Origin of the sequence: Roseivirga sp. 4D4, from assembly GCF_001747095.1 — a bacterium.
In the GTDB taxonomy this organism is placed as follows: domain Bacteria; phylum Bacteroidota; class Bacteroidia; order Cytophagales; family Cyclobacteriaceae; genus Roseivirga.
In genome coordinates, this window is record NZ_MDGP01000001.1 from 4483701 (window position 1) to 4497365 (window position 13665).

The 13665-nt window shown below is 41.9% G+C and carries 15 protein-coding genes; 10 read left to right on the forward strand and 5 right to left on the reverse strand.

Going from position 1 to position 13665, the window contains the following annotated elements; translation table 11 throughout:
- The first annotated feature begins 52 nt into the window (after positions 1-52).
- The 5 genes from dtd to BFP97_RS19780 all read left to right on the forward strand — a co-directional run bounded on the left by dtd (position 53) and on the right by BFP97_RS19780 (position 3474).
- A complete protein-coding gene (dtd, locus tag BFP97_RS19760; protein WP_069844067.1) occupies positions 53-505 on the forward strand; it encodes a D-aminoacyl-tRNA deacylase in 453 nt (150 codons plus the stop codon).
- Entirely contained in the window at positions 502-846 is a 345-nt protein-coding gene (locus BFP97_RS19765) for a nucleotide pyrophosphohydrolase (RefSeq protein WP_255399540.1), read from the forward strand. Before dtd ends, BFP97_RS19765 begins: the two co-directional genes overlap by 4 nt.
- A 9-nt stretch (positions 847-855) precedes the next feature.
- On the forward strand, positions 856-1713 hold the full coding sequence (locus BFP97_RS19770) for a DUF6263 family protein (RefSeq protein ID WP_069844068.1): 858 nt from the start codon (positions 856-858) through the stop codon (positions 1711-1713).
- Positions 1714-1728: 15 nt separating this feature from the next.
- Positions 1729-2592, forward strand: coding sequence for a DUF6263 family protein (locus BFP97_RS19775; protein ID WP_069844069.1), 864 nt, complete (start codon positions 1729-1731; stop codon positions 2590-2592).
- Positions 2593-2703: 111 nt separating this feature from the next.
- On the forward strand, positions 2704-3474 hold the full coding sequence (locus BFP97_RS19780) for an aspartyl/asparaginyl beta-hydroxylase domain-containing protein (RefSeq protein WP_069844070.1): 771 nt from the start codon (positions 2704-2706) through the stop codon (positions 3472-3474).
- Here BFP97_RS19780 and BFP97_RS19785 read toward each other — a convergent pair.
- Complete coding sequence (locus tag BFP97_RS19785; RefSeq protein WP_317039347.1) at positions 3471-4175, reverse strand: 2-phosphosulfolactate phosphatase; 705 nt, start codon at positions 4173-4175, stop codon at positions 3471-3473. The two genes, BFP97_RS19780 and BFP97_RS19785, sit on opposite strands and share 4 nt — an antisense overlap.
- A complete protein-coding gene (gene gcvT, locus BFP97_RS19790; RefSeq protein ID WP_069844072.1) occupies positions 4175-5260 on the reverse strand; it encodes a glycine cleavage system aminomethyltransferase GcvT in 1086 nt (361 codons plus the stop codon). The genes BFP97_RS19785 and gcvT overlap by 1 nt, the downstream gene beginning before the upstream one ends.
- Before the next feature lie 181 nt (positions 5261-5441).
- Here gcvT and BFP97_RS19795 point away from each other — a divergent pair, with 181 nt between their 5' ends.
- Positions 5442-7823 carry an ABC transporter permease gene (locus tag BFP97_RS19795; RefSeq protein ID WP_069844073.1) on the forward strand — a complete coding sequence of 794 codons (2382 nt, stop codon included), beginning with the start codon at positions 5442-5444 and terminating at the stop codon, positions 7821-7823.
- Between the two features lie 108 nt (positions 7824-7931).
- A complete protein-coding gene (locus BFP97_RS19800; protein ID WP_069844074.1) occupies positions 7932-8396 on the forward strand; it encodes a nuclear transport factor 2 family protein in 465 nt (154 codons plus the stop codon).
- A gap of 55 nt (positions 8397-8451) precedes the next feature.
- Here the strand turns inward: BFP97_RS19800 and BFP97_RS19805 are convergent, their stop codons facing one another.
- Entirely contained in the window at positions 8452-9048 is a 597-nt protein-coding gene (locus BFP97_RS19805) for a ribonuclease HII (protein WP_069844075.1), read from the reverse strand.
- 60 nt (positions 9049-9108) lie between these two features.
- On the opposite strand from BFP97_RS19805, the gene BFP97_RS19810 reads away from it, so the two are divergent.
- The 3 genes from BFP97_RS19810 to BFP97_RS19820 are packed head-to-tail and all read left to right on the forward strand — an operon-like array spanning position 9109 to position 11766.
- Positions 9109-9657, forward strand: coding sequence for an NUDIX domain-containing protein (locus BFP97_RS19810; RefSeq protein WP_069844076.1), 549 nt, complete (start codon positions 9109-9111; stop codon positions 9655-9657).
- Between the two features lie 3 nt (positions 9658-9660).
- A complete protein-coding gene (locus tag BFP97_RS19815; RefSeq protein WP_069844077.1) occupies positions 9661-11055 on the forward strand; it encodes an MATE family efflux transporter in 1395 nt (464 codons plus the stop codon).
- A gap of 18 nt (positions 11056-11073) precedes the next feature.
- The gene (locus tag BFP97_RS19820) at positions 11074-11766 is read left to right on the forward strand and encodes a head GIN domain-containing protein (protein ID WP_069844078.1); all 693 of its coding nucleotides are present in this window, start codon (positions 11074-11076) and stop codon (positions 11764-11766) included.
- 20 nt (positions 11767-11786) lie between these two features.
- Here BFP97_RS19820 and BFP97_RS19825 read toward each other — a convergent pair whose 3' ends face one another.
- Both BFP97_RS19825 and BFP97_RS19830 read right to left on the reverse strand, forming a co-directional pair.
- Entirely contained in the window at positions 11787-12473 is a 687-nt protein-coding gene (locus tag BFP97_RS19825) for a lysoplasmalogenase (RefSeq protein ID WP_069844079.1), read from the reverse strand.
- Positions 12460-13665, reverse strand: a complete 1206-nt coding sequence (locus BFP97_RS19830; protein ID WP_069844080.1) for an MFS transporter — start codon at positions 13663-13665, stop codon at positions 12460-12462. The genes BFP97_RS19825 and BFP97_RS19830 overlap by 14 nt, the downstream gene beginning before the upstream one ends.

Genomic DNA, 13665 nt, shown 5'->3' on the forward strand with positions numbered 1-13665 from the left:
TCGATATGGTATAACTTGAATCCTAAATTATTTATCGGGTTTTTTGCATCCCATGATCGCAGTGATACAGCGTGTTAAAGAGTCTTCGGTAAGCATTAATAATATAGTTAAGGCCAGTATTGGGGTGGGCACAATGGTCCTTCTGGGTATCGAAGCATCAGACGACCAAACTGATGTGGAATGGCTTAGTAGGAAGATTGTAAATATGCGTATTTTTCCTGATGATGAGGGCGTAATGAACAAGAGCTTATTGGATATTAATGGAGAAGCTTTGGTCATTAGTCAGTTTACACTCCATGCGAGTACAAAAAAGGGAAATAGGCCTTCTTATATAAAAGCAGCAAAACCGGAGATTTCCGTTCCGCTTTATGAGGCATTTATAAAACAATTGGCTTCAGATTTGAGCAAGCCTGTTGGTTCGGGAGAGTTCGGTGCTGATATGCAAGTTTCATTGGTAAATGATGGTCCAGTTACCATCATTATTGATACTAAAGACAAGAAATGATGACAACAGAAAATAAACCTTTGTCCTCTGTTCAGGAGGAAGTAGATACCTGGATCAAGGAGTTTGGTGTACGCTATTTTAACGAACTGACGAATATGGCTCAGCTCACCGAGGAGGTTGGAGAGGTAGCTAGAATCATTGCCAGAAGGTATGGAGAACAGTCGGAGAAAGACTCGGATAAGTCTAAAGACCTCGGTGAAGAATTAGCGGATGTACTTTTTGTGGTAGTTTGCCTGGCCAATCAAACCGGGGTAGACCTACAATCGGCCTGGAGGGCTAGAATGGATAAAAAAACATCCAGAGATAAGGATAGGCATAAGAATAATGAGAAACTACAATAACTGAACGATATGAAATTTAAAAAGGAGATTTTGGCCTTATTAGGCCTATTTGTGGCGCTGAATCTTTCGGCACAGAAGCCAACTGAATATAAGCTCAATAAGGGCGATCAATTCAGAGTGTCAGTCGTTGTGAAACAAGATATTGAACAAAACATGTTTGGTCAGAATATGACCACTACACAAGAAATCACCACGATAGACCTGTATGAGGTAGTTGACACGAATAATGATGGGTTCTTATTCAAAACTACAGGCTTGTCAAGGACATTACTTTCCAAGACTCCACAGGGATCGATGAGTATGGATTCTGATTTAGACGGAGATGAGCATTTGGCCTTTAGAGCACTTAGCGGAAAGAGCTATTACATCTGGATGAATAAATATGGAAAAGTCTTGTCCATTGAAGGTTTGGATGAATTAGGGGAAGCAGTGAAGAAAGATCTTACTGGCACCGTACTAGAATCATCTGCTGATCAATTACTGACATCATTTGATGCTAAGACGCTCACAACTTCATTTGATGGCCAATTCTACATTTATAAAGAGCCTGGTAAACAATGGGATCGTGAAGCCAATATGGTTGTCAATAACTTACCTATTAGTGTCACTTATGCATTTTCTTATTCTGGTGACGCTGAAATCACTTCAGAAGGAGATATGATCCTTAGTGGGGAATTCGAAACCATGGGGCAGCAGATGACTGCCGAAATGATCGGTACGCAAAAAAGTGTCTTCTCTTTAGATGCTCAGACAGGTATGAGTAAAAGTATTAAAACTATTCAGGAATTGGAAGGTGAACTAAGTATCCAGGGTACCTCGGTTCCTATGAGCTTGAAAACCGAAGTGACCGTAGAAATTACAAAATGAAATAATTAAGAAGGGATGATGAGAAGCGCAAAATTCGTTTTGGTGCTCCTATGCTTTAATGCTATTGGAGTTCTCGCCCAAAAACCTAGGGGATACGACCTGAAGAAAGGGGATGTCTATATCATGACGGCCACAGTAAAACAGGATATTCAACAGCAAGTTCAAGGACAGTCTCTGTCTACTGATCAAAATTTGATCAACACTGATAAGTTAGAAGTGATGGCTGTGGATGGTGATGTATATACCATTAAAGTTACTGGAGTGAGGAGAGTCATCTCTTTAAAGTCTCCTATGGGGAACACGGAAATGGATTCTGATGACCAAGACCAGACCAGTCTGCCGTTAAGGATTATGAATGGCAAATCCTATACAGTAGAGATGAATCGTCTGGGTAAAATACTCAGTATTTCGGGCACCTCCGACATGAGGGATGCAATTAGGAATGAGTTTAATAATGTAGGGATGGGTGCTGTGGCAGACCAAATGTTGACCAACTATAATGACGATCTATTAAAGAACTCAATGGAGTCATTGATGGCAATTTATGATCAGGACAATGGTGCTGATTGGACGATAAAAACTGCTTCCGTGGTTAATAATATTCCTGTCGAGATGGAAAATACTTTTAGTTGGAGTGATGATGATACATTACTTGCGCTTGCCAAAATTAATGTCAACGGTACAATGAGTGTCATGGGTACTGAAGTGAATACCGAAATGAATGGTAATCAAGAGACAACGATTGATTTAGATGTCAAAACCGGTATGCCTAAAAAAGTCAAAGCCATTCAAACAGTCGAGGGTAAACTATATGCCCCAGGCATAACAATCCCGATGACCATCATTTCAGAAACCAATACCACATTCGAAAAGAAGTAAGAGGCTCAATAGATTTTGGAAAAGAAAGCTTGTCTCATGAACTGAGATAGGCTTTTTTTCGTTTTTGTGTTGGATTACTCATTAAACACAAACTAAATCTAACGGACCAATATGATTATTCTTCAGATACTGGGGGGTATAATAGTTGTCTTTCTCCTCTTAAACATCATTCTATACTTCATAGAGCCAAGTCTAATTGCCATTAGCTTTTCGCTGATACTCAGACTCTTCAATAAGAACCCGCCCATTGTTGATTTAGAAGAACACTTCAGATCACACCAATTGCTAAAGGACAACTGGGAAATCATTCGGGACGAGTTGATCGAGGTGCTTCGAGTTGAAAAAGATATACCGAAGTTTCATGAAGTCGATAAAATTCAGAGGTTCATCAACGATGGAGATAAATCGTCATGGAGGGTATTTATGTTCATGGCTTACGGGAACTGGCAAGAAGAGAACTGCGGTCGCGCTCCAAAAACCACGGAACTCTTGAAACAAATACCCGGTATTACTACAGCAATGTTCTCTATTCTAGGGCCTCAAAAGCATATTCCTCCACATAATGGATTCTACAAAGGTGTGTATCGTTATCACCTAGGGTTGGTTATCCCCAAAGAAGGGGAGTGTTATATTATAAATGGTGGAGAACGGTACGACTGGAAAGAAGGAGAAGATATTCTCTTTGACGACACATATAAACATGCCGTGTGGAATAAAACAGAGGAAACCCGAGTAGTACTCTTCTGTGATATTTTCAGAACTGATATGCCGAAAATCTTTCAGCCCATTAATAGATGGGTATATGGCCTGAGAGAGAAAAGCAAACGCCTGAAGAATGTGATCAAGAATGCCGAGGTCCAAGTAGACCTAAATGTTGACTAGCTCGAGACTGTCAGCACCTCATTTTTCAGTCTTGGTAATACGCTAAATTCATCCGTCCTGGAGCAGTATTCAATATCCTTCATGATACCAAACTTTGAGAGTCTGGCAGCGTGATTACTTCTGCTGATGTAGTAGAACAAATCCTTTTGCATTGACTCATATAAATAGAAAGCCGCTGTCACTCCATCCGAATCGAAATCAGCTGTTTTCTTTAGTCCATCGCAAACTGCCCCTGCGAAAAGGCTGTCTTCCAGATTATACTTACCCTTCCAACCCGCACAAAACAAGAGAATATCCCTTTCTTGGGATTTTAGGTAATCGACAACTGCAGACAGGTTTAGAAAAGCACCAATGATTACTTCAGGCGCCTCTTTGGAGAGGTCAATGGCTCTAGTGCCATTGGTAGTTGTTGCAGCGATGTCTTTTCCTTTCAGTGAGGTTTGCATATAGTCGAAAGGAGAGTTCCCAATGTCGAACTGCTCCAACTTTTTACCCCCTCTTTCACCAGCCATTATATAGCCTTGTTGACCGAGTGCTTCGCATTCTTCAACAGTGGCTACGGGCTTAATGCTCTTGACACCTGAACCAAGTCCAGCCACCATACATGAAGTAGCCCTCAAAACATCGATAACCACAACGCATTTGTCTGAAACATCAAATTGATGAATCAACTCAGGAGTATAACAAATATCTATTTTCATTATTTGTAGAAAGGCAATTTTACGATCTCGGCTTTAAGTCTCCGCTTACGCACTGCCACCAAGATTTCCGTACCGATTTTGCTGCTTTCCTTGGTCACATAGCCTAGTCCAATGCCATAACCCAAGGAAGGAGACATTGTGCCTGATGTGACTTCTCCAATCTTATTTTCTTCATTATCAAGAAGCTCATAATGACTTCTCGGAATGCCTTTGTCAATCATTTTGAAGGCAACCAGTTTGTTGGATATACCTTCTTCTTTTTGCTTTTGAAGTGCAGCTGAATTGGTGAATTCCTTAGTGAACTTCGTGACCCAACCAAGCCCGGCTTCAAGAGGAGATGTTTCATCGGTTATGTCGTTGCCATACAGGCAATAGCCCATTTCCATTCTTAACGTATCGCGAGCACCTAGACCTATAGGTTTGATATCAAATTCTTCACCAGCTTCGAAAATCTGTTTCCAGACAGATTCTGCATGATCATTATGTAGGTAGATTTCAAAGCCACCAGCACCTGTATATCCCGTTGCAGAAATTATCACATGCTCAACACCTGCAAATGGACCTACTACAAAGTTGTAGTATTTGATTTCGGATAAGTTGACGGAAGTCAGTTTTTGTAGCGCCTCGACTGCTTTCGGGCCTTGTACCGCAAACAGAGAATGAGAGTCTGATACATTCTTCATACCAACACCTTTGGTATTGTATTTAGACACCCAAGCCCAGTCTTTGTCGATATTCGAAGCATTGACTACGAGCATATATTTCTCAGCATTGAATCTGTAGACAAGAAGGTCATCTACCACTCCGCCAGTTTCGTTGGGGAAGTAAGAATACTGAGCCTGTCCGTCCACAAGTTTGGAGGCATCATTACTAGTAACGCGTTGGATTAAGTCAAGTGCATCTGGTCCGCTCAAAACAAACTCTCCCATGTGGGAAACGTCAAAAACACCAATACCATTTCTCACTGTGTTATGTTCTTCGATATCAGAAGAGTAACGTACGGGCATGTTATAGCCAGCAAAAGGGACCATTTTGCCTCCAAGTTGCTCATGAAGGTCGTTTAATGCTACTTTTTTTAATTCCATTTTTCCATAAGTTTTCTGTTGACAAAAGTAACTATAGCCGCTTATATTCAAGGCCTACAAGTGGAAAAGTTCGAGATTGAAAAAAATCAACTAATTTGTTAGTTGAATGTTCGAAAATTCATGCAACCTTTAAGGCTAAACTTGTATCTACTATTTATATCTCAAACCAAAAGGTCAAATCATGTTTAAGAATTTTTTTAAGGTCACTGTGAGGAGCTTGATGAAAAGCAAGTTCTTTGTTCTCATCAATATCATCGGTTTAGGTTTAGCGCTTGCCTGCTGTATAGTAGCCTATCTCAATTATGATTTTGCTACCACATTTGACAGGCAGCATGAAAACTACGATGAGCTCTATGCGATCTCAATCTATCGGGATCAGGGAGGTGCAAATGTCCCCTACGGTATGGTGCCGATGCCACTCGGGCCGAACCTGAAAAACGAAATTCCTGGACTGAAGGGGGTTTCAAGAATTGAAAGGGCTGGTATCACCATTAAAAGGGATCAGAATGTATTCACCAGGCGAATGGCTTTTGTGGATGGTGACTTTATGGACATGTTCAGCTTTAATGTGATCCACGGCAATAAGAATGCCTACAAAGAACTTTCCAACGTGCTGATCTCTTCTAGCACGGCTATCTCACTTTTTGGTAAGGAGAATGCCGTTGGAGAAACTGTTGAGGTCGTTATTGAGGGTAAGCCCAATCAGTTTGTTACTGTTGGGGGAGTGTTTGAAGATGTTGGACAAAAAAGCACACTGCAGTTTCAGCTGGTTTCTGATTTTGAAAATTTTCACCGAATTCTTGGAGTGGAGAAAGGGAATTGGGGACGCTTCATTGATGGAGTGTTTATACAGACTGAAGATGAAAATGTGATGAAAACAGCCCCTGCGTTGATTCAAAAGTATGCCGCTGTTCAGAGTGAGATTCGAAAGGATTTTCCCGTTAGCGGTTTCTGGGTTCAGGATATGAAAGACCTACCATTCAATCAGAGAGATATGAATGGAACAGATTTGGGAGCTGAAGCATTACACCCTGCCCATATCATGGCGCCAGGGATTATGGCGATTCTCATTTTACTCTTGGCCTGTTTTAACTTTACCAATACGGCCATTGCCATGTCTAACAAAAGACTAAAGGAGATAGGTGTTAGAAAGACGGTAGGTGGTAGTAGAGCACAGCTTGTGTTCCAGTTTCTAGGAGAAAATTTGCTTCTCTGTTTATTATCTCTGGGTTTAGGACTCCTCTTTGCGATGTGGTTGGTGCCTCAGTACAGTAATATGTGGCCCAACATGAACATACTGCTGAGCCTCTCTGAAAACCCCGCACTGGTTTTGTTTTTAACAGGAGTATTATTGGCAACAGCACTATTGGCAGGTGGTTATCCTGCACTATTTGTGAGCCGTTTTAGACCAGTATCTATCCTTAGAGGTACTTTGAGAGTTGGTAGTTCTAGTATTCTCTCCAAAGTCTTGCTTGGCTTTCAGTTCATGATCTCTGTGCTGGCTTTGATCTCTGGTTTTGCTTTCCTTCAGAACTCAGCGTATCAAGATAGTATTGATCAGGGTTATGATAAGGAGAGTATGGTGCTCGCTTTCCTGAATTCACCACTTGAAGCTGAGCGCTTCAAGACATCAATCATGGAGAACCCAGCTATAGAAGAAATATCATTGACACGCCATCATGTAGGGTGGGGTGCTAATGGTGCTGCCATTAAAAGTGCAGGTCAGGAGTACGAGGTTTCCATTATGGATGTGGGGCTTCACTATGCTGAAGTTGCCGGTTTCCAGGTTGTTGAAGGTCGTGGATTTGACGAGCAGAACCGCCAGTCAGATAGAAATAACAGTATCCTCGTAAATGAGAAAATGGCCGCCAGATATGGTTGGGACAATGCGATCGGCCAGCAAGTGACCCTTTACGATACGATCAGGTACAATGTAGTGGGTATGGTGAAGGACTTTTTCATCTATGGTCTTTGGGAAGAACTTGATCCTATGATGATACGGCTAAGAGACGATAGTGAGCTTTCCATGTTAGTAGCGAGGGTAGATCCAAATGAGATTCAAGATGTTAAAGCCTATATGGAGACCAAATGGGGTGAATTGATTACCGATCGACCCGCGGATATTCTGATCCACGAACAAGGAGTTTTAGGTGAGGCGCGAACGGTAAATGATAACATTGTTGCCATATTCTTATTCCTGGCGGTGATCGCAGTCGTTCTTTCCGCTATTGGCTTGTTTACTTTAGTTTCTATCAACATACTGAGCAGAACAAAAGAGATCGGTATCAGGAAAGTTTTAGGGGCGACTGTCCTGCGGATTGGTACACTGATCAATCGACCATTCCTGATCATTGTTGGGATCGCTTCAATATTGGGCGCTATTTCGGCCTTTATGCTTACAGGAGTCCTTATGGACAGTATATGGAAATACCACATGGACCTCAACTTTTTGAGTTTCTTTATACCAATTTTTGGAATGCTGTTGATTTCACTTGTTTCGATTTCTGGAAAGGTGGTCAAGGCTGCAAGAAGAAATCCAGTAGAATCACTGAGGTACGAATAAAGATTACTTTGGAATTCATGAGAGTCGGCTTTTGGTCGACTCTTTTTTTGTAACCTAGAAAGACATTTACAAGTCTGTACTATGTAACCACTTACAAAAACCAATACTATGAAGAAGACTCAAATTATTATTCTTGCAGCCCTTGTGCTGGTGTCAACCAGCTTGGCATTTACTTTTAAGTCCGATGAAGATGAAGCTGCAAAAGAGGAGGTCAAAGAGCTAGTGCTTAAAGCATACGTAAACGGTGCTTTCAATGAGTTGGATGTTGATGCCATGAGAAAAGGTTTTCACGAAGACTTTGCTATTTACTCCCCAAAGGGAGAGGCGATCAGTAAGTACCCTATTAAGGTCTGGGCAGATGGAACTGCGAAAAGAAAAGCCAATGGCTATGATGCCAGTGCTGAAAAGAACAAATGGGATCATAACTTCGCTTCAGTTGATGTAACAGGCAATGCAGCTCAAGTGAAGATTGAATTACACAATCAGGGTAAACACGTCTATACCGATTACTTGAGCTTACTTAAGTTCGACAGTGGTTGGAGAATTGTTGCTAAAGTTTACCACCAACACTAAAACCTTTTAAAAAAGATTGTTGAGAACCGCATCAGACTATGATGCGGTTTTTCTTTTAGAATAAATCGAGCTGTTCTGGGAGCAGTCTAAACGACTTCCTATGTAATGGGGTGATCCCTAATTCTCGAATAGCGTCCCTATGCTTTTTGGTAGGATAACCGGCATTAGTTTCCCAGCCATAGCCCGGGTATTGTTGAGCTGCATTGGTCATAAATCGATCTCTATGGGTCTTGGCCAGAATTGAGGCCGCAGCGATCGACATATACTTCCCATCACCTTTGATCACACATTCGTGGGGAATTCCATTATAGGGTTTGAATCGGTTGCCATCTATGAGTAAAAGTTCTGGTTTGATATTCAGCCGGTCTACTGCCCTATGCATTGCGATGAAAGATGCATTTAGGATATTAATTTCATCGATCTCAGTATGGCTTACTTCGATCACTTTCCACGCTAGTGCGTCTCTTTTGATTTCTACTTCAAGTTGTTCAAGGACCTTTTTTGTGAGTTTCTTAGAATCATTTAGTAATGGGTTGGCATAGTTAGCCGGAAGAACTACTGCCGATGCCACCACAGGACCTGCCAAAGGGCCCCTACCTGCTTCGTCACAACCCGCTTCAATTTTACCTGAGCCAAAACTTGATTTTAACATGATGAGGATAAACTTAGGCACTAAGCCTCAGAACTTGAAACCTTTCCATAATTTTGGAGCATGTCCGAAAATAATAACCCTTGGAAGACCTTAAGAGGAGAACTTGTCTACGAAAATCAATGGATTCGTCTTGACGAATATCAGGTGATCAATCCATCGGGGGGGAAAGGTATTTATGGCAAAGTCTCATTTTACAATAAGGCTATTGCGATCATTCCGATAGACGATGAGATGAATACTTGGTTAGTGGGCCAATATCGATATACCTTGAATGAATACAGTTGGGAAATACCAATGGGTGGGGTGCCGATGAACGAAGATTCGAAAGAGGGAGCTCTTCGGGAGCTTGAAGAAGAGACAGGGCTTACAGCTGGAAGCATTGAGTTTTTATGCAAGATACACACATCAAACTCCATCACAGATGAGGTTGGTGCTGTGTATGTAGCCAGGGGACTAACTGAGGGGGAAACGAATTTTGACGAAACAGAAGACATCACTGTCAAAAAACTTCCCTTCAAAGAAGCCATTGATTGGGTGATGGATGGAAAAATCACAGATAGTTTGTCCGTAGGAGGTATCTTAAGATATGCCCGTGAAATAGGGATGTAACCAATGAAGCCACTTACCTACAAAGTACATTTTAATAAAACCTTCAACCTGGCTTATCCGGTTATGCTCAGTCAGCTAGGGCATATCATGGTAGGTATGGCTGACAGTATTATGGTAGGGCAGCTTGGTCAGACACCATTGGCTGCGGCCTCATTTGCCAATGGTTTTTTGGGTGTATTTCTCATGTTCGGTATTGGGCTATCCTATGGTATTACACCTTTGGTAGCTCAGGCTGATGGACAGCATGATGACCATAAGATTACCCGACTGTTGAGGCATGGAATAATTTTGTGTGGGGCAGCGGGCGTCATTTTGTTTCTGGTCTTATTTAGCTCGACCTACCTCTTCCCGTACTTAAGGCAACCAGAGGAGGTGCTGATCCTTGGAACCCCATATTTACTGATAATTGCCTCGTCTTTAATCCCGTTGATGATCTTTCAGAACTTTCGACAGTTCGCGGAGGGTCTTTCAGTGACTAAACCAACAATGTATATCACCATTGCGGCAAACCTCCTGAATATTCTATTGAATTACCTCTTGATTTATGGAAAGCTAGGTTTACCAGAACTTGGATTAAATGGTGCTGGCTGGGCTACCTTTATTTCCAGGGTCTTGATGGCCATAGGATTATATGTCTTTGTCATCAAATATGACAGGTTCAAGGCTTATCGATCGGCATTTCAGTTTGCTAAAATCAAGGCGGACTTTTTCAAGCCTATGCTGAAAATAGGCGTACCTAGTGGTATTCAGTTCGTATTTGAGGTAGGTGCTTTTACCGTTGCCGCAATAATGATGGGCTGGTTAGGTACAGGACCTCTGGCGGCTCATCAAATCGCATTGAGTTTGGTGTCGTTAAGTTATATGATGGCGTCTGGGATATCAGCGGCCTCAACAGTACGCATAGGAAATCAAATAGGAGCCAAAGATGGTTTCAACTTGCAAAGGGTAGGTAATACAAGCTTTTTAATGTCTCTCACCTTCATGGCTTGTTGTGCCATTCTTTTCATTAGCCTGAGTAGCTTTTTTCCGACTTTGTATGTCGATGAACCCGAGGTAATTTCTATTGCCACTACACTTATTATAGTTGCAGGGTTCTTTCAATTGTCAGATGGTGTTCAGGTGGTTGGTCTGGGAGCGCTTAGGGGTATGTCGGACGTAAAGGTGCCGACCATCATTACACTAATCGCCTATTGGGGGCTTGCGATTCCTATGAGTTATCTGCTCGGTTTTACTATGGATCTTGGACCAGAAGGTATTTGGTATGGGTTATTAATCGGCCTGACCGCAGCGGCTCTTGCCTTGTTTATTCGATTCAAGCGACTGGCCAGAAAAAAGGCAGCTGATTTTATTAAAAAGGAACAAGAGAATGCAACCCTTGATCTTGAGGTGAGTCTTTAATTTGAATTAAATAATACTATGATGAAAACGTTATTGGCCACATGCTTAATGCTCATTACACTTACTGCCTTTTCACAAAACAGAGAGACACGAGATGTTGGTGATTTTGACGAGGTAGTGATGAGGCTATCCGGGAAAGTCTATATCAAGCAAGGTGATAAGAACGAAGTGATTCTCGAGGGGGATGAAGATGTATTAGAGAGAGTAGAAACGGATGTTAGAGGTGGAAGACTGAACATAGGAGAAGAAGGAAAAAGCAGATGGAGCTGGAGAAGGTCAAGAACGAGGCTCAATGTTTACATCACAGTAAAGGAATTAAACGGAGCCTTTGTTAGTGGCTCTGGCGATATTATTGGTCAAACAGTATTCAAATCAGATGATTTTAGGGTATCAGTTTCTGGCTCAGGTGATATTGAGTTAGAGCTTGACGCCAAGGATGTAGACTCAAGAATTTCAGGTTCTGGAAATATTGAATTGTCAGGTGCTGCACAATATGCCAAACTTAATATCAGTGGTTCTGGAAAGTACCTGGCCGAGGAAATGAAAGTTGACGATTACGAGATATCCATTTCAGGTTCAGGTAGAGGTTCTATCAACGCGCAGGAGAATTTGGATGTTAGGATTTCAGGAAGCGGAAGTGTTTACTATCGCGGTCGACCCTCCGTTAATTCAAGTGTTGCCGGTAGTGGCAGAGTAAGAAGGATCAACTAAGCCTCTCTTTGAAAAAAAAATTAAGATCCGGCTTCTGGCCGGATTTTTTGTATAAAGACAATAAGACCTTGCACTATTAGGAATTGGGCCACGATGTAGGTCAGCATGATCAGAAAGTCTGCCAGTGCAAAGTCCTGACTAAATTTAGAGTAGGCAAGAATGGAGTCACTGATGATGAAACTAATAGCTCCTGCCATGATGAGCATAAAACTCATTTTATCAGTTCTATTTCTGCGTTTTTTTGCTGTGATGGCCATCATACAGATGACCACTGTATAGATTAATGCTGGAATGTACATATCCCCTAGATTGTCATTGATCACAGAGAATATGGCAAAACCATATGCCACAAAAATCAGATCAGACCACTCGAATTTCAATGTGCGATCTTCCGAATTCACCGCATTCATATTGATTAGAATGTAAACCAAATGGGCCAGTAAGAAGGACACTAATCCTGCAAGAAAGAAGGTTTCTGATCTTGGAACGAACATTAACAGCGTGTCTCCAAGAAAGGAGAGAAGCAGGGCAAGAAATATAAATTTGTTTAAGGGTGTAGGTGCCGCTTTTTGGAAAAAGTAGAAAATCAATGCGGGGATCAACAGTGGCTTTGTGATCATAAGGAGTTCGTCCATATGATTAAGCCGTCCTGCTAGATCCAGAATTGAGATGACAAGAAATGGAAATAAGGACTTATGAACTTTCATGACTGATGTATCTTTTAAAGACTCTCTCGGACCAATTTAAACCAAAAACAAGAAATAGGAAGCCTAAAAATGCTGTCATGGCACAGACAATGAACACGGTTCTGAGGTTTTCTATCTCATTGCTGTAAATATAGCCTGCTATGAATGCACCTAGGCCAATTCCAATTTCCAATGCGATGTACATGGTCGCGATGCCTTTACCTCTGGCTTTGTCAAGACTCAGATCGATGGTCCAGGCATAGATAGTGGGTGTATTCATACCGACCGCAACTCCGAAAGCAATAGAACTGGCAATTAGCATGGTTTGAGAAGTGGTGAAGGCAACCATTAGATCGGCTATGACAATGGCGATAGCAGCATATTTTAAGACGATGACCCGCCCAAATTTATCTGAAGCCTTTCCTGCTAAGACACGAATAATGAGTGAAGAAAGAACGAACACTCCAAAAAAGATTCCTTTGTTTGATTGACTGAAACCAACATCAATGGCAAGGTCTGGCATTAGGGTCAGTGCTGCCCCAAATGAGAATGAGGTAAGCAGAAAAAACAATGATGGGTTGAAGACCCGAGGTTCAAAGATTTCATTTTTCCTTACCCTCAGCAGACGTGGGTGAAAACGTTGTTTGGTTTTCAAAGTTTCTTTCATTCCAATAAGAATGAGAACGGAAAGCAATGCAAGTACCGATGAGGTGTGAAACATGGTTTCTAAGCCGAAGGCCTCTGTAATCTTAGGGCCAAAACTTGGGCCTGCGGCCATGCCAATACTACCAAAGAGTCCTGAATAACCCATGGCTTCCCCTCTGCGATGAGCAGGCACTATGTCAGCGATATAGGCAGAGGTACCTGTCGGTTTGAACCCTGTAGAAAAGCCATGCAAAAACCTTAGCAGTAGAAATGCCCAAACTGTGCCAACTAAGGGGTACATAAAACCCATAATAAAGCATACACCGGCCCCTAGGATCATCACCGGAATTCGCCCAATGGTATCAGATAGCTTCCCACTGAAGGGCCTGGATAAGCCAGCAGTGATGGTAAATAATGAGATAACGTAACCCTTCATTTCTCCACCACCCATAGAGGTGAGGTAGTCATAGAGATCGGGTACGATCATATTAAAGCTCGAGAAGAAAAGGAACGAACTGAGGCAGAGCAAGAAAAACTGAAGTGAGAAGATGTTTTTTTGCTCTGTCAT